At 71.2% G+C, this 25,949-nt stretch carries 23 protein-coding genes; 10 read left to right on the forward strand and 13 right to left on the reverse strand.

Features of this window, described 5'->3' with window-relative positions; genetic code table 11:
- Nucleotides 1-37 precede the first annotated feature (37 nt).
- The 5 genes from ACFY36_RS51490 to ACFY36_RS51510 are packed head-to-tail and all read right to left on the reverse strand — an operon-like array spanning nt 38 to nt 5,537.
- The gene (locus ACFY36_RS51490; RefSeq protein ID WP_499753275.1) at nt 38-484 is read right to left on the reverse strand and encodes a helix-turn-helix domain-containing protein; all 447 of its coding nucleotides are present in this window, start codon (nt 482-484) and stop codon (nt 38-40) included.
- A 39-nt stretch (nt 485-523) separates the two neighbouring features.
- The gene (locus ACFY36_RS51495) at nt 524-1,675 is read right to left on the reverse strand and encodes a glycosyltransferase 87 family protein (RefSeq protein WP_499753276.1); all 1,152 of its coding nucleotides are present in this window, start codon (nt 1,673-1,675) and stop codon (nt 524-526) included.
- Complete coding sequence (gene mptB / locus ACFY36_RS51500) at nt 1,672-3,054, reverse strand: polyprenol phosphomannose-dependent alpha 1,6 mannosyltransferase MptB (protein WP_499753277.1); 1,383 nt, start codon at nt 3,052-3,054, stop codon at nt 1,672-1,674. The genes ACFY36_RS51495 and mptB overlap by 4 nt, the downstream gene beginning before the upstream one ends.
- Before the next feature lie 52 nt (nt 3,055-3,106).
- Entirely contained in the window at nt 3,107-4,372 is a 1,266-nt protein-coding gene (locus ACFY36_RS51505; RefSeq protein WP_499753278.1) for a DUF4874 domain-containing protein, read from the reverse strand.
- Between the two features lie 31 nt (nt 4,373-4,403).
- The gene (locus ACFY36_RS51510) at nt 4,404-5,537 is read right to left on the reverse strand and encodes a type III PLP-dependent enzyme (RefSeq protein WP_499753279.1); all 1,134 of its coding nucleotides are present in this window, start codon (nt 5,535-5,537) and stop codon (nt 4,404-4,406) included.
- A gap of 75 nt (nt 5,538-5,612) precedes the next feature.
- Here ACFY36_RS51510 and ACFY36_RS51515 point away from each other — a divergent pair, with 75 nt between their 5' ends.
- Nucleotides 5,613-6,560: a helix-turn-helix domain-containing protein gene (locus ACFY36_RS51515; RefSeq protein ID WP_499753280.1), complete on the forward strand. Its 948-nt coding sequence runs from the start codon at nt 5,613-5,615 to the stop codon at nt 6,558-6,560.
- A gap of 52 nt (nt 6,561-6,612) precedes the next feature.
- Here ACFY36_RS51515 and ACFY36_RS51520 read toward each other — a convergent pair whose 3' ends face one another.
- From ACFY36_RS51520 to ACFY36_RS51530, 3 genes are all read right to left on the reverse strand, one after another.
- Nucleotides 6,613-10,095 carry a S8 family peptidase gene (locus ACFY36_RS51520; RefSeq protein ID WP_499753281.1) on the reverse strand — a complete coding sequence of 1,161 codons (3,483 nt, stop codon included), beginning with the start codon at nt 10,093-10,095 and terminating at the stop codon, nt 6,613-6,615.
- A 114-nt stretch (nt 10,096-10,209) separates the two neighbouring features.
- Complete coding sequence (locus ACFY36_RS51525) at nt 10,210-11,343, reverse strand: hypothetical protein (protein ID WP_499753282.1); 1,134 nt, start codon at nt 11,341-11,343, stop codon at nt 10,210-10,212.
- Entirely contained in the window at nt 11,336-11,860 is a 525-nt protein-coding gene (locus ACFY36_RS51530) for an RNA polymerase sigma factor (protein WP_499753283.1), read from the reverse strand. Before ACFY36_RS51530 ends, ACFY36_RS51525 begins: the two co-directional genes overlap by 8 nt.
- 218 nt (nt 11,861-12,078) lie before the next feature.
- Here ACFY36_RS51530 and ACFY36_RS51535 point away from each other — a divergent pair, with 218 nt between their 5' ends.
- The 4 genes from ACFY36_RS51535 to ACFY36_RS51550 all read left to right on the forward strand — a co-directional run bounded on the left by ACFY36_RS51535 (nt 12,079) and on the right by ACFY36_RS51550 (nt 15,725).
- Complete coding sequence (locus ACFY36_RS51535) at nt 12,079-13,287, forward strand: YncE family protein (RefSeq protein ID WP_499753284.1); 1,209 nt, start codon at nt 12,079-12,081, stop codon at nt 13,285-13,287.
- Between the two features lie 190 nt (nt 13,288-13,477).
- Nucleotides 13,478-14,476, forward strand: coding sequence for a polysaccharide deacetylase family protein (locus ACFY36_RS51540; RefSeq protein WP_499753285.1), 999 nt, complete (start codon nt 13,478-13,480; stop codon nt 14,474-14,476).
- Between the two features lie 77 nt (nt 14,477-14,553).
- Nucleotides 14,554-14,853, forward strand: a complete 300-nt coding sequence (locus ACFY36_RS51545) for a hypothetical protein (RefSeq protein WP_498657400.1) — start codon at nt 14,554-14,556, stop codon at nt 14,851-14,853.
- Between the two features lie 98 nt (nt 14,854-14,951).
- Entirely contained in the window at nt 14,952-15,725 is a 774-nt protein-coding gene (locus ACFY36_RS51550; protein WP_499753286.1) for a hypothetical protein, read from the forward strand.
- A gap of 4 nt (nt 15,726-15,729) precedes the next feature.
- Here the strand turns inward: ACFY36_RS51550 and ACFY36_RS51555 are convergent, their stop codons facing one another.
- Complete coding sequence (locus tag ACFY36_RS51555) at nt 15,730-16,728, reverse strand: carbon-nitrogen hydrolase family protein (protein WP_499753287.1); 999 nt, start codon at nt 16,726-16,728, stop codon at nt 15,730-15,732.
- Between the two features lie 194 nt (nt 16,729-16,922).
- On the opposite strand from ACFY36_RS51555, the gene ACFY36_RS51560 reads away from it, so the two are divergent.
- Nucleotides 16,923-17,279, forward strand: a complete 357-nt coding sequence (locus ACFY36_RS51560; protein WP_499753288.1) for a VOC family protein — start codon at nt 16,923-16,925, stop codon at nt 17,277-17,279.
- 48 nt (nt 17,280-17,327) lie between these two features.
- On the opposite strand, the gene ACFY36_RS51565 is transcribed toward ACFY36_RS51560, so the two are convergent.
- Together ACFY36_RS51565 and ACFY36_RS51570 are read right to left on the reverse strand one after the other, a co-directional pair.
- Nucleotides 17,328-18,155, reverse strand: a complete 828-nt coding sequence (locus ACFY36_RS51565; RefSeq protein ID WP_499753289.1) for a S1 family peptidase — start codon at nt 18,153-18,155, stop codon at nt 17,328-17,330.
- Nucleotides 18,156-18,229: 74 nt separating this feature from the next.
- A complete protein-coding gene (locus ACFY36_RS51570) occupies nt 18,230-19,936 on the reverse strand; it encodes an L-lactate permease (protein ID WP_499753290.1) in 1,707 nt (568 codons plus the stop codon).
- Nucleotides 19,937-20,051: 115 nt separating this feature from the next.
- Here ACFY36_RS51570 and ACFY36_RS51575 point away from each other — a divergent pair, with 115 nt between their 5' ends.
- The 4 genes from ACFY36_RS51575 to ACFY36_RS51590 are packed head-to-tail and all read left to right on the forward strand — an operon-like array spanning nt 20,052 to nt 25,001.
- Nucleotides 20,052-21,320, forward strand: coding sequence for a hypothetical protein (locus ACFY36_RS51575; RefSeq protein WP_499753291.1), 1,269 nt, complete (start codon nt 20,052-20,054; stop codon nt 21,318-21,320).
- 11 nt (nt 21,321-21,331) lie between these two features.
- On the forward strand, nt 21,332-22,483 hold the full coding sequence (locus ACFY36_RS51580; RefSeq protein ID WP_499753292.1) for a sensor histidine kinase: 1,152 nt from the start codon (nt 21,332-21,334) through the stop codon (nt 22,481-22,483).
- The gene (locus ACFY36_RS51585; RefSeq protein WP_499753293.1) at nt 22,480-24,375 is read left to right on the forward strand and encodes a PAS domain-containing hybrid sensor histidine kinase/response regulator family protein; all 1,896 of its coding nucleotides are present in this window, start codon (nt 22,480-22,482) and stop codon (nt 24,373-24,375) included. Before ACFY36_RS51580 ends, ACFY36_RS51585 begins: the two co-directional genes overlap by 4 nt.
- 41 nt (nt 24,376-24,416) lie before the next feature.
- The gene (locus ACFY36_RS51590) at nt 24,417-25,001 is read left to right on the forward strand and encodes a CPBP family intramembrane glutamic endopeptidase (protein ID WP_499753294.1); all 585 of its coding nucleotides are present in this window, start codon (nt 24,417-24,419) and stop codon (nt 24,999-25,001) included.
- An 8-nt stretch (nt 25,002-25,009) separates the two neighbouring features.
- Here ACFY36_RS51590 and ACFY36_RS51595 read toward each other — a convergent pair whose 3' ends face one another.
- Together ACFY36_RS51595 and ACFY36_RS51600 are read right to left on the reverse strand one after the other, a co-directional pair.
- The gene (locus tag ACFY36_RS51595; RefSeq protein ID WP_499753295.1) at nt 25,010-25,447 is read right to left on the reverse strand and encodes a DUF4259 domain-containing protein; all 438 of its coding nucleotides are present in this window, start codon (nt 25,445-25,447) and stop codon (nt 25,010-25,012) included.
- A gap of 156 nt (nt 25,448-25,603) precedes the next feature.
- Nucleotides 25,604-25,765 (reverse strand): hypothetical protein, encoded by a 162-nt coding sequence (locus ACFY36_RS51600; RefSeq protein WP_499753296.1) that lies wholly within the window; start codon nt 25,763-25,765, stop codon nt 25,604-25,606.
- Between the last annotated feature and the right edge of the window lie 184 nt (nt 25,766-25,949).

Consider the following 25,949-nt stretch of genomic DNA (forward strand, 5'->3'; position numbering starts at 1 on the left):
GTCATGGTCGCTGCTTCCTGAGGAGGGCGCGGCCGCCTCAACCGTCCTCGGGCAGGCCCACGATGGCCGCCAGGTCGCCGACGGGCATGTCGAGGGCCGCGGCCAGGTCGGCGATTCGCTTTCGTTCGCGGGGCACCGCTCGGCCCGCTCGCATCTTGGCCACGGTCGACTCGGCCAACCGGCAGCGGTGGGCCATCTCCTTACCGGAGATTCCACGGCGATCCATCAGGGCGCTGAAGATCGCTCCGAACGGGTGGGGATCGCCGGGTCGGACCGGCGGTCCGATCAGCACGTCACCGATCCGCGCCTCGAACTGGGTCAGATGTGACCTGACAACGCGCACCTCATGGATCTCAGTGATCCGCCACGTACGGTCCCACCAGGGCCATCGCCGAATCAACTCGTTCAGGAACGACACCAGCGCCTCGCGGTCGCCGGTCTCCTCGTTCAGCAGCGCGCCGAACGGGGCCGGTTCCTCACTCATTCGCGAAAGCCTATGGGTTCCGAGCCGGGCCCACCGGCCCTAGCTCGTTGGGGCCTTTTGAACGTAGGGAGCGCGGCGCCGCCACCTGTAAGTCGCTCGACCGGGTGCCCGCAAGGCCAGGAGCAGGCCGATCGAGATCCAGACGTACGTGTTGCTGCCGATCACGGCCAGGAAGCCGTCGGCGCCGGCCCACCAGAGCCAGACGACGCTGCTGCTGAGCACCACGTAGACGGCGGCCAGCACGGCCAGGCCGCGGCGGGAGGCGCGGCCGGCCAGCAGGAACAGGGCCGGCAGGAGCCACACCAGGTGGTGGACCCACGTCACCGGGCTGATCAGGCAGGCCACGATGCCGGTCATCGCGAAGCCGGCCGCGTCGTCGCGCGGAGAACCCACGGAACGGATGCCCAGCCACCAGATGACCAGGATCACGGCGACGGCCAGGAGCCACCAGACCGACGAGATGTCGAGGCGCGCCACGACACCGCGCAGGGACTGATTGGAGACGTACGCCAGATCGCCCACCCGATCGGTGTCCCACAACGCCCCGGTCCAGAAGCGCCGCGAGGTGCCGGGGGCGATCAGGAAGGCCAGCACCGTCGCGACGGCGGCGGTGGCCGAGGCCACGGCGGCGGCCCGGTACTGGCGGGTCAGGATCAGGTAGCCGATGAAGACGGCGGGGGTCAGTTTGATCGCCGCGGCCAGGCCGATGCCGGCGCCGCGCCACTGGGTGCGGCGCAGGTCGGAGCAGACCAGCACGAGCAGGGCCAGGTTGACCTGGCCGAAGCTGAACGTGTCGCGGGCCGGCTCGAAGACCAGGACGGCCAGGAAGACCAGCGCGGCCGGGGGCCACAACGGCCAGTCGTGGCGCCGCAGGATCGGGACCAGGTACCAGCGCAGCAGCAGGGCCACGCAGGCCGCGTTCAGGGCGACGCTGAACGCGATCGCCACCGGCCAGCTGGTCAGGGCCAGCGGGCTGAAGACCAGCGCGGCGAACGGTGGATAGGTGAAGCCGTACTCGGAGCCCTGGTAGAGGTAGTCGTAGAGCTCGCCGCCGTCGACCAGCCAGTAGCGGACGGCGCCGCGGTAGACGCCGAGGTCGAAGAACTCGCGGAACGTGGGCACGGTGACCAGGAAGACGCCGACCGCGATCGTGGCCGCGGTCACCAGCAGGAAGGCGCGAGTACGTGTCATCGGGTGACCAGTTCCGGAGTGGGGGCCGCGGCCAGGCGTACGAGCAGGAAGCCGGACACACCCAGAAGCGCGCCCGAGGTGGCGAGGAGGAACTCCTCGGCGTCGACGGCGAAGCCGTCCGGAAGCACGGCCAGCACCAGGACCGCGCAGGCGGCGGCCAGGGTGTGCCGCACCCAGCGATGGCCGGCCGCGGCCGCCAGCGGGACCAGGCCCCAGATCAGGTACCAGGGACGCAGCGCCGGGCCGAACACCACCACCGCGACCAGCACGATGCCGAGGCCGTACAGGACGCCCAGCTCCCTGATCTGCGACCAGACGAGGCCCACGACGACGAGGGTGGCCAGGACGCCGGCCCAGCGCCACAGGTTGAGCACGAAGACCTCGCCCACGCCGTCGTCGGAGAGCAGGCCCGCGGTCCAGCGGCCCAGCACGTTGACGAGCGACAGGTTGTGCGGGGAGATCGGGGTGTCGAGGGTGCCGAGCCAGCCGTATCCGGTGCCCGCGACGGCGGTGAGGGCGGCGGTCGAGGCGGCGGCGATCGCGGCGACGGCGCTCCCGGCCCGGATCAGTGGCCATCGGCCCGGCAGCTGGGCCGCCCAGATCACCGCGACCGCGGCCAGGCCGAGGATCGCGGGCACCTTGACCAGCGCGGCCGCCATGACCAGGACAGCGCCGAGCACGGGGTGCCGCTGGACGGCGGCGGCCAGGCCCGCCGCCAGCAGGCCGACCATGAGGGCGTCGTTGTGGGCGCCGCCCACGAAGTGGATGAGCACGAGCGGGTTGAGCACGGCCAGCCACAGCGCGGCCGGCGGCCGGATCCCCGTGCTTCGGGCCAGGATCGGCAGGACGTACGCCAGAAGCGCCAGCCCGGCCACCGCGACCAGCCGCATCGCGACCACCCCGCCGAGCAGATACTCGCCGCCGAACAGCCGGGCGATACCCATGAAGACCGGGCCGTACGGGCTCGGGGTGTGCTGCCAGATCTCGGGAACCTGGGCCGCGATGAAGCCGCCGAGACTGGCCGGCCCCTGCCGGTAGACGTCGAGCCCCTCGCCGGTCATGAGGCCCTGCGCCAGATAGCTGTAGACGTCGCGGCTGAACAGGGGCGGCGCGAACAGCAGCGGCGCCGACCACAGGGCCAGCGTCCACCACATCGCTCCGACGTCGTCGCTGTGCCGGGTGGCCTGGCCGTACCACCACCAGGCGAGCAACAGCAGGGCGAGCCCGCTGTAGACGAGCACGAGCCCGAGGCGCACGTGGGTCAGGCCGGCGAAGAAGCTCACCCCGACCGGCAGCGCCCCGGCGCCCAGGCCGCCCACGGCGACGAGCACGGCGCCGCAAAACCCGGCGGCGCGCGACCCGCCATGATCCCCGAACACCGCAGCACCCTCTCAGTGAAGGGTGTCGAAGTGGGTACGGCCGATGAACGGCCTACTTAACCGTGAGCGAGCGGCCGAGGCTGTTCCACCCCTTGGCCGCGTTCCAGACCTTCGGGTTGGCGAGCTGGATCGAGTACGCCGGCTTGCCGGCCAGGCTGGCGGCGGGGTCGGGCAGGCTCAGCGAGTAGGCGCCCTTGACCGCCGTGAACGTGGCCTTCAGCGTCACCTGCCGGCCGGGCGCCCACGTGCGGAGGTCGGCCGGGACGGTGACGATCTTCGAGCCGGCCAGGAGGCGGACCGGGCGGTTCCGGGCGGGCGCGGCGTAGCCGTCGTTGACCAGGGTGATCGTGGCGGTGACCTTGGCTCCGGCCTTCGCGGTGACCGGCAGGACGGCCTTGACCAGGCGGATGCGGTAGCCGAGACGGCGGCCGGCCTCGGCCCGCCCGGCGGCGCCCCAGGAGTCGAGGACGTCGGTGTTGAAGGACGGGTTGAGATACGTCCAGTGGTAGCGGGCCATCTCGGTGCGGGCGTTGGACCAGGCCGAGCGGGCCGAGACGTCGCAGGTCTCGCCGCCGACCAGGATCGGGGAGGAGGCCAGCCAGGCGGCGTCGTCCCCGGTGAAGGTGCCGTAGTCGTCGGTGCCGGCCAGGAAGCAGTCGTTGTGCACGCCGACCCGGGCCAGTGCGGGCTGGAGGCGCCGCTTGATCGCCGGTGTGCGCACCTGCACGACGGTCGACGGCGAGGTGGCCGCGAGCAGGGCGGCGAGCACGTGGCCGCGGGAGGTCCAGTCGGGCGCGCCCTCGGTGCCGAAGTTCCGGCTGTAGTACCACTCGCCCCACTGCCCCACGAAGCCCGCCTGCACCGCGGTGATCACGTCGGCGTTGGCCTTCAGGATCGGGCCGAGTTGGGCGATGTGCTTCAGGACGCGGGCCTCGGGGGCGTCAGCGTCGGAGGCGGAGGCGTACGCGAACCGGACCACCATCGTGACGCCGGCGGCGCGGGCGGCGGCGAAGTCGGCCCGGACCAGCGCCAGATCGGCCGCCGAGATCTGGTCGACCGCCTGGTATTTCTCCAGGTAGAAGATCCGGAAGACGAGGCTGCGGGCCTGGTCGACGCGAGCCGCCGCCAGGTCGGCCGCGTTCAACGGCGCATAAGACCCGAAGTGCGTTTCGGTGTACGTGAAGAAGCCGCGCCCGGGATTGGCGATCGAGGCCGTCGACGCCGCGTAGGTGACCGTGGCGGCCGACGGGGTGGCGGCCACGGCGGCGCCGGGCAGGAGAACGGCGACGGCCACAGCGGCGGCGGGGAGAAGGCGCACGAGGACGACCATCGGCCCCGCACCGGCGTACTTAAGAGATCTCGGTCCGCAACGGCGGGAAACCGTTGAAACCCACGGAGGCGTACGTCGCGGTGTACGCGCCCGTTCCGAGGATCCGCACCACGTCGCCGGCCTTCAGCGAGAGGGGCAGCTCGTAGTGGGCGTGCTGGTACATGATGTCGACGCTGTCGCAGGTCGGGCCGGCCAGGATGACCGGGCCCATCGGGCCGTCGTCGCGGGTGGTGGCCAGGGCGTACTGGATGGCCTCGTCCTCGGTCTCGGCCAGCCCGCCGAACCGGCCCACGTCGAGGTAGACCCAGCGCGCCTCGTCCTCATAGGACTTGCGCGCGACGAGGACGACCTCGGCGTGCAGCACGCCGGCCGGCGCCGCGATGTAGCGCCCCGGCTCGATCATCAGCGTCGGCCGCTCCGGCCCGAAATGCCGGGACATGGCGGCCTCGATCGCCGCCGAGTAGGCCGTGATCGGCAGGGCCGAGACCCGATAGTCGACCGGAAAGCCGCCACCAGCGTTGAGTATTCGCGGGTTATGTCCACTCTCAAGCACGCGGAAAATGTCGGCGGCAAGTCTGATACTCGGCTCCCACCGTCCGGGATCAAGCTGCTGCGACCCGACGTGAAAGGCCAGGCCGGCCGGGTCGAGCCCGCGAACCGCCGCCGATTTCATCAGATCGATGGCCATATCCGGCGTACACCCGAATTTGCGGCTCAACGGCCAGCGCGCGCCCTCCGACGACGCGAGCAGGCGGCAGACCACCCCGGACCCCGGCGCGTGCGCGACGATCTTGTCGAGCTCGCCCGCGCTGTCGAAGGCGAAGAGCCGGACCCCGCGGGCGTACGCGTAGGCGATGTCCGCCGGCTTCTTGATCGGGTGCCCGTAGCTGAGCGACGCCGGCGACGCCCCGGCCGCCAGGCACAGGTCGATCTCGGCCCGGCTCGCCACGTCGAACCGGCATCCGGCCTCGACGAGCGCGCGCAGCAGGGCCGGCTCCGGGTTGGCCTTCACGGCGTAGTGGATCTGCGCGCCGGCGAAGGCGGCGGCGATCCGGCGGTACTGCTCGCCGGCCACCGCCACGTCGATCACCAGACAGGGGGTCCGACCGAAGGCGCCGGACGCCGTCACTTCTTCATCCGCGGTCAGCGTCATGACACAGAGTATTGCTGTGAATGCATAGAGTTGTCGATCCGAGGGAGATGAATAGACAGGTTTACAGTGGTCGCCGTGTCAGAACGGCTGGACCTGCTCTCCACCCCGGAGCAGCACGCGTACCGCCTGCTCGTCCGCATGTCCGGCGCCACCGCCGCCGACCTCGCCGAGCAGGACGGCCTCTCCGCGCCCGGGGCCGCCGAAGTGCTGGAGTCCCTGCATCGCAAGGGCCTTGCCACCGGCGGCCCGACCTTCCACGCCCTGCCGGCCGACGTCGCCCTGGGCGACGCGCTCCTGCGCGAGCAGCAGGCCCTCGAGTCGGCCCGGCAGATGGTGGCCTCGCTCAGCGAGGAGTACCGCAGCAACACCCGCCGGCGCAGCGCCGAGCACCTCGTCGAGATCGTCGTGGGCGCCCAGCCGCTGCGCGACCGGCTGCGCGAGATGCAGGACTCGGCCGAGGAGGAGATCCTCTGGTTCTGCCGGGCCAACCCGATAGCGATGCAGGGGCCGGAGAACACCGAGGAGACCTCGGCGCTGGAGCGCGGCGTCCGATATCGGGCGATCTACGAGCGGGAGCTGCTCGAGAAGCCGGGCGAGCTGGAGAGCATCGTCGAGGCGATCGGCCTGGGCGAGCAGTCCCGCACGCTGCCCGCCCTGCCCGTGCGCCTGGCCATCGCCGACCGCCGCCTGGCCATCTGTCCCCTGGTGCCGGACGCCGCGCGGGGCGTCGGGCCGCCCACGGCGGCGCTGATCCGCCCCAGCGAGCTGCTCGACGCCCTGGTCGCGCTCTTCGAGAGCTACTGGGACCGGGCGACCCCGCTGGCGCCGGACGGTGGCGCCGAGGAGCCGGACCGGCTGCTGCTCTCGCTCTTCGTGTCCGGCATGCCGGACAAGTCGATCGCGACCCAGCTCGGGGTGAGCCGCAGGACCGTCCAGCGGCGGTTGGACCGCCTCATGGACATCGCCGGCGTGGACACCCGCCCCGGGCTGGCGTTCCAGGCCGCCCGGCGCGGCTGGTTGTGACGCAGGTGGTACACCGGCACGCCGACCGGCCCGGCGTTCTCGTCGAAGGGTCTCATCGGCCGTAGGCCCGGATCACGGTCTGCCGCACGGTGTTGCCGGCCCGGTCGCTCGCGGTGACCCGCAGCGAGACGATGCCGCGGCTTTCGGTCGCGCGCCACGTCCTGCCCTCGTCCGTCGAATACTCGACCTTGATCTGCTTGGCGTCCGGGACGTTGACCTTGACGGGCGCATGGGCGACGCCGTGGAGATCCACCGGGACCTCGTAGTCCGGCTGGAGCAGCGGCAGCTTCCCGTCCTTCGCGGACTTGAAGGTCCACTCGGTCGAGGTCGACGTGTCGTACAACCACTCCTCGCCGCCGCGCTTCGTCGTGACCGACAACGTGAAGGAGCCGGCCGGGACCGCCACGTCACGCCAGGCGTTGGGGTACTCGCCGACGACCACGCCGTCGCGGGACAGCGTCGCCGCCTGACCCGCCTGGTCGACCTGGTAGTGCCCGTCCGCGTCGACGAAGTCGGCCACCCGCAGCTTCAGGACATTGCCCTCACGAGTGCCTTCGCCGGCCGGGCGGACGACGGGCGCGGCCCAGGTCTCGGACGACCGGCCGGGCCGGAGGTACGAGACCGGGTCGTCCTGGAAGCCGCCGTCGAGCGAGGCGCCGATCGAGTTGAACGGATATTCGTTGTGGACCTGGTGCTGCCACAGGGTGTCGCCGGTGCTGACCCATTCCTCCCGGACGATCGGGGTCTTCACCGCCCGCTGGGCGTCGTTCCAGGAGTACTCCTGCGCCGGGCGCCAGCCGAACCGCTGCTCCCGCACGTAGTCGAAGCCGCCGTTGTCCTGGTAGCGCGAGGTGATCCGCTGCGAGTTGGCGGCGGTCACCTTGTGGACGATCTGCGCCGGCACCCGGTCCTTGGTGACCTGGAAGACGTCGTACAGGTAGGGGCTGTCCGGCGTGAGCGTCAGCGCGATCGAGGCGCCGCGCTTGCGGGCCTGTGCGAGCAGCCGCTGCCCGTCGTCGTTGGGCACGACCGCGTTGATGATCGGCATCCGCTCACCGTCCGGCTGCCAGGAGCCCCAGGCCGACATCGTGCCGGGGAGGACGACCAGCGCGACCGCCGCACCGGCCTCGGCCGCCTGGAGCGCCGCGTCGTAGTAGTTGTCGGTCTCGAGGACGACGGCCTTGCCCTTGACCTTGCCGGTGAGGCCGGCGACCAGGTCGAACCGCTTGGTGCCGGAGTAGACGGGCGAGGACGCGGTCAGGTTGATGTCGACGCCGGGGATCGACGAGGTGGCGAGCGGGGCCACCAGCTGCCAGCGCGACGAGAACTCGTAGCTGCCCTTACGGAGCTTGGCGGTCGGCGTGACGTTCACCGCCTGCACCGAGCTGAAGTTCATGAAGCCGTTGATGATCCCGCGGCCCGACCCGGTCACCCGGTGCACGTAGTAGCTGAACACCGTCTGCTGCTCGGCCGGCCTCGGCGTCTCGATCTTGACAGGCTTGGCCGTACGGGCGTCGAGCGTGACGGTCAGATCGCGGTCGACCCGGAGCTCGGGGTTGGTGATCAGCGTGTCCTGCTCGTCGAGCGGGTAGCCGTCGGTGATCGTGGCGTCGAGCAGGTAGTCGCCCTCGGCCACCTCGTACGTCCGGGTCTGCCCCTCGAAGATGGAGTCGAGGACGTCGAAGCGCGGGTCGTCGCCGAACATCAGCATCGCCGGGGCCGCGGCCGGCTTCCCGTCGCGGCCGACCGCCTTGACGGTCACGGTGTGGTGCGGCCGGTCGAGCGTGCCGGCCAGCGCGGTCGTGACGAGCACGCCGCCCGGCCCGGTCGCGGTCAGCCACCCGCTGATCTGGCCCGGGGTCATGAGGTCGTACGTCAGGACGACATCCTTCGCGCCACCGGCCGGCACGGTCACGGTGGACTGCGACGGGGTGACCGCGGTCAGCGTGTCGGTCAGGCTCAGCGTGACCGGGGCAGCGCCGCCGTTGGTGTAGGTGACGGTCCGCGTGACCGGGCTCTCGCCCATCTGGTGGAGGCCGAAGTCGGCCACGCCCGTCCCCGCGACCTTCTGGGTCGTGGCGCGGGCGAGGTCGACCCGGCCGGCGCCCTGCGAGAACACCGGGGTGTCCGGTGTGGTCTTCGCGGTGCTGACCAGCTCGTCCTTGATCTGCTCGCCGGTCCAGTCGGGATGCTGCTGGGCGACGATCGCGGCCGCACCGGCCACGTGCGGCGTGGCCATCGAGGTGCCGGAGGCCGCGGTGTAGAGCTCGTCGACGGGCTCGCCCATCGACGTGCCGGCCGCGCGGGCGGCGACGATGTCCACGCCGGGCGCGGTGATCTCGGGCTTGAGTCCCTCGTCGCCGAGGCGCGGGCCACGGCTGGAGAAGCCGGCGATCCGGTCGTCGCGGTCGACGGCGCCGACGGTGAGGGCTTCGGCGGCCGCGCCGGGCGTGCCGACCTTGTAGCTGGCGCCCTCGTTGCCGGCGGCCACCACGAACAGGGCGCCGGTGGCCTCGCTGAGCTCGTCGACGGCGGCGCTCATCGGGTCGGTGCCGTCGGTGGCCTCGCCGCCGAGGCTCATGTTGACGACCCGGGCCCCCTGGGCGGTGGCCCACTCCATGCCGGCGATGATGCCGGACTCGTAGCCGGAACCGCTGTCGTCGAGCACCTTGCCGATCAGCAGCCGGGCGCCCGGCGCCACGCCCTTGCGGGTGCCGTTCGAGCCGGCGCCGCTGCCGGCGACGGTGGCCGCCACGTGGGTGCCGTGCCCGAAGTGGTCGCCGGTGTCGGCGCTGCCGCTGAAGTCCCGCGCCTCGTCGATCCGGCCGGCCAGGTCGGGGTGGCTCGCGTCGGCGCCGGTGTCGAGCACGGCCACCTTGACGCCCCGGCCGTCGAGCCCGGCCGCCCACGCCTGCGGGGCGCCGATCTGCGCGGTGCTCCGGTCGAGCACCGGCTTGACCTTGCCGTCGAGCCAGATGTGCGTGGCGGTGGTGGCGGTCCGTGCGCCTGTGCCGGCGGCCACCTGCGTACGCCAGAAGTCTTTCAGCCCTTGTTTGTCGGCCTGGACGGCCACCGCGCCGAGACTGGGCAACGCGGTTCCCGCGACCTTCGCCGTGGCCGCTCCACCCTGAACGATCAGGGGAAGGGTGCCGCGGGCGGCGTCGCCGTAGCCCTGCTCGATCAGATGCCGCACGTCGAACAGCTCGGCGTCGAGCCGCCCCTCGCGGAGCAGCGGAAGCGCGTCCGAAGGCAGGACGCGGACGCCCTCGCCGGTCTCGACGGTGGAGAAGCGGACGTGTTCCCGCCCGGACCCCGGCCGTACCGTCGCCGCGACCCTGCCGTCACCGGCGGGGGCCAGTTCGACGACATCGCCCGTGATGAGCGTGATCGCTTGCGCGGCCGCAGGGGGAACGGTCGCGCTGGGAGGTACAGCCGGGGTGGCGGTAGCGGCGGAACCTGGCGGCAACCAGGTCGCGCCGCCGGCTCCCACCAGGACGCCGACGAGGGCACCGGCGAGGCGCTTCGATGCTGGCAAGGTCGGGCTCCTTAGCGTGCGAGTTGACACGCATTCTGGAGTTCATCCGTTGCTTGCCGGGAGATCTATCTCCTGCCGTAGTGGCGACATGGCGCGATGTGGACAACCGTTGCCTCACTGCACGGAGAGAGCGACCCTCCGCGCCTCGGCGAGATCGGTGAACCCTTCGAGCCGGTACGAGGTCCCGTTGGTGTCCCAGATCAGGGTGGGCGTGGCCAGGCGGGCGGTGGCGGTGCGCTCGACGCCGGAACGGTCGTAGTAGGTCAGGGTGTGCGGCCCGGGAAGCCAGACAGCGAGGGCTCCGCCGACGTCGGTCCACTCGGCCTGCCCGGCCTGCTTGAGGAAGGCCGCGGCGGACCCGTCGAACTGGTCGAAGCGGATGGTGCCGCCCCGGTAGAAGAACGAGACGACCCGGCGCTGGTCATAGACCTCGACCCGCTCGGGATCGCCCAGCGCGGCCGGGAACTTGGCAATCTTCCGGGCCTCACCCAGCGAGATGACCCCGGCGCCGGGCAGCGGGCTGGGAGTGGGCGCGGGCGGCGGGGGCGCGGCTTCGCGGCGCACCTCGATCCCGGCCACCCGAAGCACTTCAGCCACCGCATCGACCACGGCCGCGCGGGCCGGAGCCACGACGATGACCGCCGCCACGACAGCGGCCAGAATCCCCGTTCCCCAAGCACGCCAACGATTCGCCACCGCCCCCGGACCCCAGCGACTCGCCCGCTTCTCCGCCGCCCCGACACCCCGGCGTTTTGTCCGCTCTGGCGCCACCTCGCCATCTCGGCAATTTGTCCGCTCTGGCGCCACCTCGCCATCTCGGCGATTTGCCCGCTCTGGCGCCACCTCGCCATCTCGGCGATTTGTCCGCTCTGTCGCCGCGTCGGCATCCCGGCGGCTCGACCGGTTCACCACCATCCACATCCATCGGCGATTTGCCGGATTTGTCAGGCGGGTGCGGACGGCGGCGCGCTGGTCGGCCGGCTCGGGCGTCTCGAGCCAGGTCGACAGGTCGCGCAGCTCGGCGATCAGGTCGGCCCCGAGCGGCATTCCGGTTCCCGCGGTCATGCCGGTTCCCGCGGTCATGTCGTTCCGCGCCGTCGGGTCGTTCCGCGCCGTCGGGTCGTTCCGCGCCGTCGGGTCGTTCCGCGCCGTCGGGTCGTTCCGCGCGGCCGGGTCGTTCCGCGCGGCCGGGTCGTTCCGCGCGGCCGGGTCGTTCCGCGCGGCCGGGTCGTTGTCGCGGTCAGGCATCGCGCACCTCCATGCCCTCGCGCAGGCGGGCCAGGGCCCGGTTGGTCCGCGACTTGACCGTTCCCTTCGGCACGCCGAGAGCGGCGGCGGTCTCCAGCTCGGAGAGATCCAGGAGGAAGCGGCAGACGAGCACCTCGCGGTCCCGGTCGCCCAGCTTCTTCAACTGCTCGACCAAATGCTCGCGGCGCTCGTGGGCCATGGCCGACTCGGCCGGGTCGGGGGCGTCGGCCCGCGGCCCTTCGGAGACGGCGGCCCGCAGGGCGAGACCGTCACGGCGCTTCCGGGACCGGTGCAGGTTGCGGGTCTCGTTGGCGACGATGGCCAGCAGCCAGGGCCGGAAGCCGGACTCGCCGCGATAGCGCGACAACTGCCGGTACGCCTTCACGAACGCCTCCTGCACCACGTCATCGGCGTCGTCCCCGGCGCCGAGCAGCACGGCGGCCCGATGCGCGGGCACGGTGTAGCGGGCGACCAGAAGCTCGTACGCCCCCAGATCACCCCCACGCGCCCGCGTCACGGCCGCCGCGTCGTCCAGCTCGGTGGTCTCGCTCAGCTCGGCTACCTCCGCCTCGTCCGCACCGACACTGCACTGACACCGCCCACCGCGAAAGGGTTCCGCCCGACTTCCCGGACCGCCCCGCTCAGCCGCCTCCCCCACCGCAACCCGCGGCCGCCCTCCACCGCCACCCGCTGCCGCGCTCGGAACCTCGTCGCCTCGGCCGGTGTCACTCGGGCATGACCACGCGCCGCAGCTTTCTCGCCCTGGCCGGGGGCGCCCTCGCTGTTTCCGGCCTTGCCGCCTGCCGCGACACCGAAGCCGAAGCCGCCGCGGCGCCGGTCTCCGTTCCGGATCTGGTGCTCGCTCAGACGAAGCGGGGGCCCGTCCGGCTCAGCGGCACCGAGTCGCGGGGGCTCGGATCGGTGACGGCGGTCAGCCGGGACGGCGCTATCGCGTACGTCGCCGAGGGCACGAGCCTGACCCGCACCTATACCCCCACGGGGGCGCCCATCCAGCGGATCGAGATCGGGGGTGGATGGGTGCCCCGCGTGGTGGCCGAGAGCGGCAACGCCTGCGTGCTGACGCGAACCCCGAACGCGGAGCCGCCGGCCGCTCGGACCACCAGCCCGCTGCTCGTCGTCGGCGATGGGCGACAGCAGAAGTTCACCCTGACCGGAGTTGTGGAACCGGATGCGTTCACCAGCGATGGAACCGGACTTTTCGTCCTGGAGTGGCTGCCCGCCTCGGCGCCCGACCGGTATCGCGTGCGCCTTCTCGATCTGGCCACCGGACGGCTCGATCCGCTGCTCACCCGCACCAAGGTGCCGGTGCCACCCGGCGCCGAGGAGGAGATGCGCGGCAGCGGGCGGCAGGCCGTGCTGTCGCCGGACCGGCAGGTGCTCTACACGCTCTACACCCACCAGCCCGACCACCAGCACACCCGCAATCTGCTCAATGGGACACGCAACGATGTGCACGCCTTCGTCCACGTGCTCCATCTGACCGAGCGCTGGGCCTTCTGCCTCGACCTGCCCGACCCGTTCGGCCACGGGGCGCCCGAGGGGCACGCGCTGGCCGCCGACGACACGCATGTCACCGTCTTCGACGCGTCCAGCGGGTCGGTCGCGGTGGCGTCGGCGTCCGCGCTGACGATCGAGAAGGTTCTCCGGGTTCCCGCGGGCTCGGCCGGCGGTCATCTCGCGCTGGGCGCGGGGCGCGCTTTTGCCGCTTGCGGTACGGATGTGCACGCCATCGCCCGGGACACGGGCCGGGTCGTCGCGCGGTGGTCACTGTCCGATCCGGTCTGTGGGCTGCGTTTGAGCCGGGACGGCAGGCACCTGTACGCCGGTGGCAGTGACCGGGTGGCATGGCTGGACGTGTCGTCGGGACGGGTGCTCGGCCGGGCGCCCGTCGACGCGTTGACCGGGTTGCTGCATGTGGGATGACGCTTTCCGACGTACAGCCGGAACTTGCGGGGTTGAACTTTTCGATTCTTTGATCTTTGGAGTGGCAAGTCGCTGGCCGGAGTGTTCGGAAGTTACGAAGAATTGACGGAAGTTAATGGTTGACTCATCCGTGTCAGGGCTCTCAAGATGGGGACGCAACGACGAACGTCGATACGAGAGGTGACTCCCCGTGCACCGATGGATCCGTCCCCGATCCCTGCTCCTCGCCGGCGTCCTGGTGGCCGCCGGCGCCGTCGCCCTGACGCCACCGTCCGGCGCCTCGGCCGACGCCTCCTGCGCCAACGGCTACGTCGGCCTGACGTACGACGACGGGCCGAACCCGAGCACCACCAACCAACTGCTGTCGGCGCTGCGCTCGGCCGGCCTGCGGGCGACCATGTTCAACACCGGACAGAACGCCGCCGCCAACCCGGGCCTCGTGGGTGCCCAGGTCGCGGCCGGCATGTGGGTCGCCAACCACAGCTACACCCATCCGCACATGCTCACGCTGAGCCAGGCCCAGATGTCCTCGGAGCTGTCGCGCACGCAGACCGCCATCCGCAACGGCGGCGGGGGAACACCGACGATCTTCAGGCCTCCGTACGGAGAGACGAACGGCACCCTGCAATCGGCCGCCTCCGCCCTCGGCCTGCGCACAGTGACCTGGGACGTCGACTCACAGGACTGGAACGGCGCCAGTACGGCGCAGATCGTGCAGGCGGCGAGCCGGCTCACCAACGGCCAGCTGATCCTGATGCACGACAACTACCAGACCACGATCCAGGCCGTACCCCAGATCGCCGCCGGCCTGGCCCAGCGCGGCCTCTGCGCCGGCACGATCTCCCCGTCGACCGGCCGCGCGGTGGCCCCGTCGGACGGCCCGACCACCCCGCCCACGACCACGCCGCCGCCGACCGGCGGCAACTGCACGGCGACGTACGCCGAAGGCCAGAAGTGGTCGGACCGCTTCAACGGGCAGGTGACCGTGAGCGGCTCCTCGAGCTGGATCGTCACCGCGACCTTCCGCTCGCCGCAGAAGGTCATCGCCACCTGGAACACCGCGGTGAGCTGGGACTCGACCGGCCTGGTGATGACCGCCCGCCCCAACGGCAGCGGCAACGTCTTCGGCTTCACCGTTCAGCACGGCGGCAACTGGACCTGGCCGTCCCTGTCCTGCCGAACATCCTGACCGTTGCTCCGGCGCGACGCCGCGTCGCGCCGGAGTGGCGTGCGCGCTTTCCGTGATCAAATCGGTACATTAGGGACATGGCAACGATCTCTCTACGCGGCGCTCTGCTGCGATCGTTGCCTGCCCTGCTCCTGCTGCTGACGCTGGGCCTCGTCGCCCCCGCAGCGGCCGCCGGGCCGATCGCCGCCGGGGTCACCCACAGCACCAGCTCCCCCGCCGCGCCGGCCGCAGGGTCCACTGCCGACACTCCGGAGTCTCCGGACACGGCGCCCGCTCGTACGCCCGGCGCTCCAGCCGCCGACCGCACGCGCGTCCTCTCCGCTCAGCACACCGTCGGGGCCACCGGATCCCGCGGTCCGCCGTCCGCTCGCGCCTGACCATCCTCTGACGTCGCCGCGGCCCCGCCGCGCCGCACCGAGGTGGTCGCTGCCCTTTTGCGGACTTTCTCCTTTGAGCGGACAGGACTCCCACACCCATGAACGTCGTTGCCGAAACCCTGCTGACCACCCCCGCCCCGGCCGCCATCTGGGCGACGCTGATGCTGCTCACCCTCCCGGCCGTGCTGGTGCTGGCCAGCCCGCAGGGCGTGCGCCACCCCCGGCAGGCGCTGCGGGACATCGTCGCCCTGTTCCGCGAGCGGGGCGACCGCCGCCGGCGGCTGCCGCTGGAGGCGCTGGCCGCCACCCAGTACGCGGACGAGGTGCGGGTGGCCGCCGACCGGGCCGAGCTGGCCGCCGCCCGCTGGCAGGAGCGCTGGGAGCAGACGGCCGACGACGTCACCACCGCCTGGCAGTCGTGGCTGGACGCCGATGCCCGCCTGCGGGCCCGCCGCTCGGCCGCCGCCTTCGGCACGCCGTGGAGCGCGCAGACCCCCACCGAGTACGCGGCCCGCGAACGCTTCCTGCACCGCGCCGTCCGCGAGGCCGCCGCCCACGGCTGGCTGCCGACGGCGGCCGTGGCCGACGCCCTGGCCGGCCGGGCCGGCTGGGACCCCCGCCTGCACCCGCTGGAGCAGGAGCTGGTCGTCCACCGCGCCGCCGAGGGCCACCTGCGCGACCGCTACGAGCGCGCCGTGCGGGCCGAGCAGGAGGCCCGCCACGACGCCTGGCTGGCCCGCACCACGAGCGACAGCCTGCGCCAGGAGTCCTGGTCGGCCACCGACCGCGCCACCCGCCTGGAGCACCTGCTGCCGGCCATGGCGAGCGGCCCGGCCCCGCACGCCATGGCCGCCCGCCCGGGCCTGCTCTGAGTCGTCAGCAGTTGGCGCGGTTGAGGCTCCTCGGGTCGGCCGGGGCCTGGAACTGGGCGTACAGGCCACTTCGGGCCACGCGCCGCCACGGGCGGGCGTAGTTATCGGCGGCCAGGTCCACCTCGGCCGTGACGATGGCGGCCTCGCCGACGGCGGGGCAGCGGGCGAGCCAGTCGCCGGCCGGGGTCACGATGCCGGAGGGCGCGTTCGGGGCGTCCTGCGCGGTGCCGGCGTAGCTGACCCAGAAGCTGTTGGCGGCGGCCAGCGCCTGTGATTGCAGCGCGAACGGGCCGTTGTTCGTGGGGACGCCCGGGCCGTGGGTGGAGAACAGGACGCAGTCGACGTCCAGCCGTTCGTACTCACCGAAGATCTCGGGGTAGACGGCCTCCATGCCCAGCGCACAGCCGAACCGGGCGCCGTCGACGGTGAAGGTGATCGGCTCCGAGCCGGGCGTGTACATGTGGCTGACCTTGGTGTTCGACAGCATGCGCTCGTCGTAGCGGGTGGCGATCGTGCCGTCGTCGGCGATGACGTACAGGCTCAGGTGCGGGCGGCGGGGCGGTGTCAGCGGATGCACCGAGCCGAGCACGGTCCACAGCCGCAGCTCGCCGGCCAGGGCCGCGATCTCCCGGAGCTGCGCGGCGAGCGTCGCCCAGTCGGCGCGTCCCCAGTCGGCCGGTCCGACGGGGTCGGGGCCGGTGGCCGACAGGATCCTCTTGTCGGGGCAGGTCAGCGCGCCCTCGGGCAGGTGCAGCAGCCGGGCGCCGGCCGCGTGGGCCTGGCGCATGAGGCCGCGGATCTGGTCGCCGCTCTCGCGCAGCGCCGCGGTGTCGCCCGGGTCGCTTCCTACCGGAAGCTGGGCTACTGACAGTCGTACGGATGTGGAACGCATCGAATCTCCTCGCGGAGTCGTGCGGAAGTGCCGCAGAGCAGCGGCGTAGGACTCACCGGTCTTGGCCGCGCGGGCGCGGACCCGGCGCTTGAAGTTCCTGTTCGCCGTCATCTGGACCTCCGCTGTCCCGCACGCCGATCCCCCGCGCGATCGATGCGTCCGAGACGAACGAGTCAGGACAGCGGCCCGAGACGAGAAGTCCCTTTGCCTCCGTCGGGGACCGCGCGCGGGACGGTCGCTGGAGGTGGGGCGTGGGCTACGCCGACCCGGACGGTAGCACAGACCGCCGACGTAGATTCGGCGTCATGACGACGCTTTGGACGCTCGGCTGTGACGCGGCGGATCCTCACCGGCAGGCCGCCTTCTGGGCGCTGGCCCTCGGATATGTGCCGGAACCGGGTTACGACGAGCCCGATGGGGCGTCGATCGTGGATCCGGAGGGGCGCGGGCCCGCGATCTCGTTCCTGCGGGTCCCGGAGCCCAAGACGGCCAAGAACCGGATGCACGTCGACGTGCGTGTCGGCTCCGAGCCGGGCATCCGGGCCAAGGTGGCCGAGCTCGAGGCGGCCGGGGCGACGGCCGTACGGGACCATCGTTATGGGCCGGAGCTGAGCCACGTGGTCATGCTCGACCCCGAGGGCAACGAGTTCTGCGTGGCCTGAAAAGCCCGGGCCGCGGTGGAAAGCGGCCCGGGCTCGAAGCAATGACGTCTACGGCTTGGTCAGCAGACAGCCCGACTTGTTCAGGTCGATGGTGCGGGTCGACGTGAGACAGGTCGTGAACCAGTACGTCTCCTGGCCGTAGCTCTGCCCCTGCACCGCCGTGGTGGTCCCGTCGGCGTTGACCTCGCACGGGTTGTTCAGCGTGCACATCTCGCCGTCGTCGTTGCCGGTGTTGTTGATGCCGACGACCTGGCCGCTGGAGGCGCTCACGATCGGCGATCCCGACGTGCCGTGGATGGTGTCGCAGGCCGAGTCGTACCGGATCGAGTCCTTCCAGGTCCACTCGCCCTCGCGGAGCTGGCCCACGAAGCCGTCGACCTTGCAGTTCCAGATCCGCTTCCAGTAGCTGGACGGGATCGCGATGCTCGCGCCGACGGCGGGCTTGGCGCTCGCGATGGTCAGTGCGGTCGCGCCGTAGCGGGACTGGAGCGTGGCGTAGGTGCTGGTGAGACGGTAGAGCGTGACGTCGGTGCCGGTCATCGTCGCGTACAGGACCCGGTCGGCCCGGACCGTGCCGAGCGAGCCGCCCGAGCTGTTGAGCAGCGTGCCGGAGCGGCTGGAGGTGCGGTTGACCAGCACCTGGCCGGCACTGAGGAAGCCGCCCTCGTAGCAGTGGCCGTTGGTGAGCATCATCGCCCGGTCGCTGCTCACCGAGCTGGGATAACGCACCAGCGAGGCGGAGCAGTTGCTCAGGGCGATGGTGTTGGCGAGGGTGGTCGCGGCGACCGCCTGGGCGGGCGATGTGGGCCCGGCCAGGACTCCGGTCGCGGCGGCGACCGCGGCGGCGGCGAGAGCGAGGGCACGGCGTACGCGCATGGGTGTTCCTTTCTGCTTTTGGCAGTCAGACCCTCGCACCGCAAATTAATAGATGTCAATCTATAACGTCGGCGTCATACCGACGACGGCACCATCCAGTCCAGCAGCGGCGTGGCCTGAAGAGTGACCAGGACACACATGACCAGAAGCAGGATCACGCTCCAGCCGACGACCCGGCGGAAGATGTCGCCCTCCTTGCCGGCCATGCCGACGGCGGCCGCGGCGATGGCCAGGTTCTGCGGGCTGATCATCTTGCCGAGGACGCCGCCCGACGAGTTGGCCGCGGCCAGCAGCACCGGATCGAGGCCGGCGTCGGCCGCCGTCTGCACCTGGAGGGCGCCGAACAGCGCGTTGGCCGACGTGTCGGATCCGGTCACGGCGACGCCGATCCAGCCCAGGATGGACGACAGGAAGACGAAGAAGGTGCCGGCGCCGGCCAGGAACTCGCCGAGGGTGTTGGTCTGCCCCGACTGGTTGAGGACGTAGGCCAGGGCCAGCACGGCCATCACGGTGACAATGGCGTGGCGCAGTTCGGCATAGGTGTCCCCGTACGCCTTGAGAGCGCGGCGGGGACGCACGCGAAGGACCACCGCGGTGAGGATGCCGGCGAAGATCATGAGCGTGCCCGCGGCGGGGAGCCAGCCGAGGGTGAACGTGGTCGAGGCGAGCGGTTTGCCGTTCTCGCCCAGCACGTCCAGGCCGGGCCAGGCGAACTTGACCGTCCATGGTGGAACGGCGAGCGCGTCCTTGATCGGGCCCAGATTGGCGATGGCGAAGATGGCGATGATGATGAGGTACGGCGCGTAGGCGCGGAGCACCTCGGCGTTGGTGTCCCGCTGGACGGCGGTCCTCACCGCGCCCGCGGAGGACCCTGGTTCGCCGGCTTCGGGCTCACCGGGCTCGGGCTCACCCGCTCGGGCCGACAAGTCGGGCGATTCGACCGGGCGCCACACCCGCAGCAACAACATCACCGCGGCCGCGGCCACCAGCGACGCGATGATGTCGGTCAACGGCACCGAGATGTAGTTGGACGCGACGAACTGGGCCAGCGCGAAGACCACACCGGCGATCACGGCGGCCGGCCACGTCTGCTTCACGCCCCGCTTCCCGTCGATCACGGCGACAAGGACCAAAGGCACGACCACGGCGAGTACGGGGGTCTGGCGGCCCACCATCGCACCGAGCGTGTCGGCGTTGAGTCGCGGATCGTCGGCGGCGCCCGACGTGACCGTACCCAGAGTGGTGATGGGTGTGGCCAGGGCGCCGAAGGCGACCGGCGCCGTGTTGGCGATCAGCGCGACCGCCGCCGCCTTGATCGGCCGGAAGCCCAGCGCCATCAGCATCACCACGGTCACCGCGACCGGCGTGCCGAACCCGGCCAGGGCCTCGAGCAGGGCGCCGAAGCAGAAGGCCACGATCACGGCCTGGATGCGCATGTCCGGGCTGACCCGTTCCATCGAGCGGCGCAGCACGTCGAAGTGACCGCTGGCCACGGTCAGGTTGTAGACCCAGATGGCGTTGATGACGATCCACAGGATGGGGAAGAAGCCGAACGCCGCGCCCTCGCTCGCCGACAGCAGCGCTTGCCCGACCGGCATGGCGTAGATCGCGACGGCGACCACGAGCGCCACCACCAGCGAGATCACGCCGGCCAGCCAGGCTCTCATGCGCAGCACGCCGAGCAGGACGAACAGGGTCAGCAGGGGCAGGGCCGCGAAGATCGCGGAGATCGCGACGGAATCGGACACGGGGTCGGTCACGATCTGGAACGTCTCATCCATGAGTCACCATCCAGAGCTATCGATATTCCCTGGTTGAACCGCCATGGTCGCCGAATCGTCGCCGAATCGCATCTCGAGGTTAAGGAATTGCGGTATCACGTCGAAAAGAAAGAACATGATCGACGCTTGGCTGGACGATGAGGTTCCCCGCCTCAACCGGGCCATCCTCGACGGCGACGCCCCGCCCGGGCTGCTGGCCGATCAGGCCCGCGAGGTCCTGCTCCCGCACCTGCCGGCGGTCGGCCGGCTCGACGCCCTCGAGGCGCAGCGGCTGGTGGTCCGGCTCGGCTTCGTCGGCGCCTCGGTGTCGCGGCACTACCAGGAGTGGACGCCCAACGGGCGGCACCATCCGGAGCGCGCCTTCGACGGGCTGCTGGCCGGGGACATGCCGTTCCGCGACTACTTCGCCGCCCTGGCCACGCACACCGGCCAGGGCCATTGCGGCCGGGACAGCTACGCCTCCCTGGTCCGCTGGAACGTGGGCACCCTCCAGGTCCATCGCGGCGACGAGTGCCTGGCCGAGCTGCCCGGGGTCTTCGACGACGGGCGCATCCGCAGCTACACCGGCAGCAGCAGCGAGGAACGGTTCTTCCTGCTGGTCAAGCAGGGCGAGGCCCTGGAACTGGCGGTGAACGAGGTGCTCGACCCGCTGACCCGCGACGGGGCCGGGCTGATCTGCGAGGACGCCGTCGGGCGCGTACGGCTGGCCACCGAGCTGCTGACCGCCCTGCGTCAGTTGTTCCTCGATTTCGCGGGCCGGCCGCCGGAGGCGAGCATGCCGCCGGAATTCTTCATGGACGTGTTCCGGCAGTTCGCGGTGCACTGGGCCGAGGACGACATCCCGCCCAGCGGCGCCCTGGACCCGGAGGCGCTCAAGCGCGACTTCCTGCTCGGCATCGCCATCCCCGACTACGACCGGCACGTGCGGCGGATCTACCCGGCGCTGCTCGACGGCGAACGGGCCGTGCTGGACGACCTGATGACACAGCCCACGCTGCCGGAAAGGCTGCTGACCGCGATCGACGTCGACGCCGGCGATCTGGCCGTGGCCGAGCCGGCCGACCTCGACCGGCTGCTCGGGCGGCATCCGGCGCTGGCCGACTGGTACCGGCTGCTGACCGAGCACGCCCGGGCCGCCGGGGCCCATCTGATGTTGAGCAAGAAGTTCCTGTTCAAGCCGCAGCGGCAGCGCGACGCGAACGGCCTCGGCGACCGGCCGCTGGTCTCCAACCGCAGCGGGACGACCGGGATGAACGAGATGTTCCTGGAACGGCTCACCCGCGCCCGCCAGGACCATCTGCTGTCCGGCCTGCAAAAAGCCATAAAAGCCCCCCGGATTCCGGCGTCGCGGGTAGCGTCGGTTTCCGTCGCACAGGTGGGATGAAAGAGGTCGAGATGAGCACTCGGCCCTTGGTCGAGGTGGGCCCCGAGCAGCTCATGGCCCTCATCGACCACACCTCGGCCGTGATCTACATGCGCGACGCCGAGGGGCGCTATCTCCTGGTCAACCGGGAGTACGAGCGGCTGTTCCGGCTGCGCCGCGAGGACATCGTCGGTCTCACCGACCACGACCTGTTCCCCGAGCCGCTGGCCGACGAGTTCCGCCACAACGACCTCGAGGCGTTCGCCCGCGGCGAGCCCGTGCAGGTCGAGGAGCAGGCGCCCGGCGACGACGGCCTGCATACGTACGTCACGGTGAAGTTCCCCCTGGCCGACAGCGCGGGCAACGCGTACGCGGTCTGCGGCATCTCCACCGACATCACCGAGCGCAAACGGGCCGAGGAGGAGGTGCGCCTGCTCAACGAGGAGCTCGAACAGCGGGTCGAACAGCGCACGGCCCAGCTCGAAGCCTCGACCCGGGAGCTGGACGCGTTCGCGTACTCGGTCTCGCACGATCTGCGCGCCCCGCTGCGTTCCCTCGAGGGCTTCAGCCAGGTGCTGCTCGAGGACTACGCGGGCGTGCTCGACGCCGAGGGACAGCGCTATCTGTCGCGCATCCAGGCCAACGCCGAGCGCATGGCCCAGATGATCGACGACCTGCTGCACCTGTCCCGCGCCACCCGCAGCGAGCTGCGCCGGGAGCGTACGGACCTGAGCGCCCTGGCCCACGAGGTGGCCGAGGAGCTGATCGCCTCCGATCCGGTGCGCACGGCCGTCTTCGACATCCCGGACGGGTTGGAGGCGATGGGCGATCCGCACCTGATCCGGCTCGTGCTGCAGAATCTGCTCGGCAACGCCTACAAATTCACCTCGTACGAGCCGGAGCCGCGCATCACGGTGTCGGCCTCCCTGAAGGACGACGTCGCCGTCTTCACCGTGCGCGACAACGGCGCCGGCTTCGAGATGCGGCACGCGCACAAGATGTTCGACCCGTTCCAGCGCCTGCACGCGCAGAGCGAGTTCGAGGGCACCGGCATCGGCCTGGCCATCGTGCACCGCATCGTCACCCGGCACGGCGGCCAGATCTGCGCCTCGGGCGAGCCGGGCGAGGGCGCGGCCTTCTCGTTCAGCCTCGCCCCGGCGCCGGACGGATGGACGATCCGATGATCCACGTGCTGGTCGTCGACGACAGCGAGGACGACGCCCTCCTGGTGGCCCGCGGCCTGCGCAAGGCCGGCCTGACCGTCACCACGACCCGCGCCGAGACCGCGGAGGGCGTGGCGGCGGCGCTGGCCGAGCAGACCCCCGACGTCGTCATCTGCGACTACAACATGCCCGGCGTCCGCGCCGAGGACGTGCTCGACCAGGTCCGCGAGCACGACCTGGAGATCCCGTTCCTGCTGGTGTCGGGTCAGATCGGCGAGGAGACGGCGGCCTCGCTGATGCGCGCCGGGGCCCGCGACTTCGTGCTCAAGGACCGGCTGGCCCGGCTCGCGCCGGCCGTGCAGCGCGAGCTGACCGAGGCCGCCGAGCGCCGCCAGCACCGCCACGCCGAGGCCGCCCTGCGCGAGAGCGAGGAACGGTTCCGGCTGCTGGCCGAGCACGCCCACGACATCATCTTCCGGTTCCGCCTGCATCCGGCGCCGGCCATGGAATATCTCAGCCCGGCGGTCGAGCAGATCACCGGCCACCCGCCCGAGGACTTCTACGCCGACCCGGCGCTGATCTTCCGGCTGGTCGACCCCGAGGACCGGCACGCGCTGGAGCAGTCGTGGCGCTCGGCCCAGCCGGGCACGCTGACCATGCGCTGGCATTGTCACGACGGCCAGGTCGCCTGGATCGAGCAGCGGGCCAGCGCGGTCGCCGACGCCGACGGTCAGCCGATCGCGGTCGAGGGCATCATGCGCGACATCAGCAAGCGGGTGCGGGCCGAGCGCGAACGCGCCGAGATGGAACAGCAGCTGCGCCAGGCCGAACGCCTCGACTCGCTCGGGCAGCTCGCGGGCGGCATCGCGCACGACTTCAACAACATCCTGGCCGTGATCTCCGGCTACGCCGCGATGCTCTCCGAGGAGCTCGGCCCCGACCATCCGCTGCACGCCGACTCGCAGGCGATCGAGCAGGCGGCGGCACGCGGCAGCGGCCTGACCCGGCAACTGCTGATCTTCAGCCGCCTCGAGCCGTCCCGCCCCGAGACCCTCGACCTGAACGCGGTCGCCACCGACATGCAGCGCCTCCTCGGCCGCACGCTGGGCGAGGACATCGAGCTGCGGACGACGCTGTCGCTCGACCTGCCGCCGATCACCATGGACCGCAGCAAGCTGGAACAGGTCATGATGAACGCGGTCATGAACTCGCGCGCGGCCATGCCGTCGGGCGGCCGGCTGACCATCGCCACCGGCGTCGACCGCGACACCGGCCACGTCTGCCTGACCATCACCGACACCGGGAGCGGCATGCCGCCCGAGGTGGCGGCCCGGGCGTTCGAGCCGTTCTTCACGACCAAGGGCCGGGGCAAAGGGACGGGCCTGGGCCTGGCCACGGCGTACGGAGTGGTGGCCGACGCCGGAGGCACGATCAGCCTCGATTCGGTTCTGGACGAGGGTACGACCGTGCGGGTCTGCCTGCCGCCGGCCGAGCTCACGGCGCCGGCCGTCTCGCTGATCTCACGCCCGTCCGCGGCCTCGGGCCAGGGCCGCAGCATCCTGGTCGTCGAGGACGAGGACGGCGTCCGCGACATCGTCTGCCGCATCCTGCGCAAGGCCGGCTACGAGGTGCACGCGGCGGGCGATCCGCTGGAGGCGCTCCGCATGTGCCGCGAGGACAACCTGACGTTCGACGCCCTGCTCAGCGACGTCATCATGCCCGGCATGTCGGGCACCCAGCTGGCGGCGGAGCTGCGCCGCACCCGGCCCGGCCTGCCGGTGCTGTTCATGTCGGGATATACGAGCGGCCCGGCCCCGGGCGGCCAGGAACTGCCGGCGGACGCGCCGCTGCTGCACAAGCCGTTCCAGACGGAACATCTCATCGGGGCGCTGCACCAGCTCCTGCCACGCTGAGTCCACCCGCCCGACACCTGCGCCGCCTAGCGTCGCCGGTGATGAGCCGCCTCGCCGAATACCTGCTGCTGTTCTACGGCGTCGCCGGCCTGTACATCGTGCTCGACGTCCCCGGCGGCCCGATCCCGGTGTTGCTGGTCGCGGCCGCCCTGGTGATCGTCTACATGCGACGCTCGTCGTTGCCACTGCTGGAGCGCTCCGCGCTTCGCGCTTCCCTGCCCCGCGTCGTCGCACTCTGGGCCGTCGTGTCGCTGCTCGCCCTCGGCGCGGTCGCGGTGTTCGACCCGGGCAATCTGCTCATTCTGCCGCGTGAGCAGCCTTGGCTCTGGCTGGCCATCTGCATCGGCTATCCGCTGCTGTCGGTCTATCCGCAGGAGCTGCTCTACCGCGGCTTCCTCATGCACCGATACCCCTACGGCCCCGCCGCCAGCGCCGTCGCGTTCGGCTTCGTCCACCTGCTCTTCGGCAACATCCTCGCGGTTGCCGCCACCCTGGCCGGCGGCTGGCTCTTCGCCCGCCGCTACCAGCGCACCGGCTCCCTGCTGGTCGTCTCGGTCGAGCACGCCCTGTACGGCATCACCATCTTCACGATCGGCCTGGGCCGCTTCTTCTACCACGGCGCATAGGACGCCGGTCAAAGATCGAAGAGCGATTCCTGTTGTGGCGGATCGAGGATGGCGCGCAGGCCGAAGATGCTCCGCCGCCATGCGGGTTCCCGGCCGGCCTCTCTCCAGTACTCGGGAAGCCACGACGGTGCCGTGATCACGCGGTCCAAGGCCTCGATGGCGAGGTCGCGCAGGTAGGCCGGGAAGCGCGGCATGGGTGCGGCCGGGCCCGGCCCGTAGGCTGATGGGAGCTTGGCTCCGCCGGGATGTTGCGCGGCGATCAGAGCTGCGGCCGCGACAGCTCGTGGGGCCTCGGAGAACAACGGATCGTCCGCCGCGGCGTTAGTGACACGCTCCAGAACGCTGCCGATCATTTCAATACATACGTCCGCCGTAGCAACTTCCAGCTCGATGGCGAAATCTGCGGCGTCGTCGTTGTCGAACGGCTCGACGTCCCAGATGCTCACAGCGTCGCCGTCCTCCCCCTTTTCTCGGGTGATCGTCCCACGACGCCTCCGGCAACGCCGCCGCCGGCGCGTCGCCCGGAGACGGCGGGAGAGAGACAGTCGCTCCCATCGCTGCTCATGTGCAGCACGGAGGGCATCGGTGGGTGAGGACTTTCTCTACATCTTCAAGGCGCAGTCCGGGGTCGACGCCGACCGGAACCTCAGCCGGACACGACGAAGCTCCGGCCTCTTCGTCTGGAAGATGGCCAGGGCTCCGCGCGCTTCGAGGCGAACAAAGTCATGACCAAGCTTGACGCGCATCACCAGCATCAAGGTCATGCAGACTCCACTCTGGGTTCACGGCAAGAGGGCCGGTCCGCATCGCGGGCCGGCCCTCTTGCGTTGGGGGGGGGGGCCCCCCCCCCCCCCCCCCCCCCCCCGGGGAGAAAGGCGCGAGGTTGCGCTGGTGGACAGGGGGGCCGCGGGCGGGATTTGGACGCTCGGGAAGTGCCCCCCCCGGGGC

Source organism: Actinoplanes sp. NPDC000266, assembly GCF_042899005.1.
Taxonomy (GTDB): domain Bacteria; phylum Actinomycetota; class Actinomycetes; order Mycobacteriales; family Micromonosporaceae; genus Actinoplanes.

What these genes read in the sequence shown, in the direction of transcription:
- ACFY36_RS51490 (WP_499753275.1), bottom strand. Translation starts at nt 484, where the DNA reads ATGAGTGAGGAACCGGCCCCGTTCGGCGCGCTGCTGAACGAGGAGACC.
- ACFY36_RS51495 (WP_499753276.1), bottom strand. Translation starts at nt 1,675, where the DNA reads ATGACACGTACTCGCGCCTTCCTGCTGGTGACCGCGGCCACGATCGCG.
- ACFY36_RS51510 (WP_499753279.1), bottom strand. Translation starts at nt 5,537, where the DNA reads ATGACGCTGACCGCGGATGAAGAAGTGACGGCGTCCGGCGCCTTCGGT.
- ACFY36_RS51525 (WP_499753282.1), bottom strand. Translation starts at nt 11,343, where the DNA reads ATGCCTGACCGCGACAACGACCCGGCCGCGCGGAACGACCCGGCCGCG.
- ACFY36_RS51535 (WP_499753284.1), top strand. Translation starts at nt 12,079, where the DNA reads ATGACCACGCGCCGCAGCTTTCTCGCCCTGGCCGGGGGCGCCCTCGCT.
- ACFY36_RS51545 (WP_498657400.1), top strand. Translation starts at nt 14,554, where the DNA reads ATGGCAACGATCTCTCTACGCGGCGCTCTGCTGCGATCGTTGCCTGCC.
- ACFY36_RS51550 (WP_499753286.1), top strand. Translation starts at nt 14,952, where the DNA reads ATGAACGTCGTTGCCGAAACCCTGCTGACCACCCCCGCCCCGGCCGCC.
- ACFY36_RS51555 (WP_499753287.1), bottom strand. Translation starts at nt 16,728, where the DNA reads ATGACGGCGAACAGGAACTTCAAGCGCCGGGTCCGCGCCCGCGCGGCC.
- ACFY36_RS51560 (WP_499753288.1), top strand. Translation starts at nt 16,923, where the DNA reads ATGACGACGCTTTGGACGCTCGGCTGTGACGCGGCGGATCCTCACCGG.
- ACFY36_RS51565 (WP_499753289.1), bottom strand. Translation starts at nt 18,155, where the DNA reads ATGCGCGTACGCCGTGCCCTCGCTCTCGCCGCCGCCGCGGTCGCCGCC.
- ACFY36_RS51570 (WP_499753290.1), bottom strand. Translation starts at nt 19,936, where the DNA reads ATGGATGAGACGTTCCAGATCGTGACCGACCCCGTGTCCGATTCCGTC.
- ACFY36_RS51575 (WP_499753291.1), top strand. Translation starts at nt 20,052, where the DNA reads ATGATCGACGCTTGGCTGGACGATGAGGTTCCCCGCCTCAACCGGGCC.
- ACFY36_RS51580 (WP_499753292.1), top strand. Translation starts at nt 21,332, where the DNA reads ATGAGCACTCGGCCCTTGGTCGAGGTGGGCCCCGAGCAGCTCATGGCC.
- ACFY36_RS51585 (WP_499753293.1), top strand. Translation starts at nt 22,480, where the DNA reads ATGATCCACGTGCTGGTCGTCGACGACAGCGAGGACGACGCCCTCCTG.
- ACFY36_RS51590 (WP_499753294.1), top strand. Translation starts at nt 24,417, where the DNA reads ATGAGCCGCCTCGCCGAATACCTGCTGCTGTTCTACGGCGTCGCCGGC.
- ACFY36_RS51600 (WP_499753296.1), bottom strand. Translation starts at nt 25,765, where the DNA reads ATGACCTTGATGCTGGTGATGCGCGTCAAGCTTGGTCATGACTTTGTT.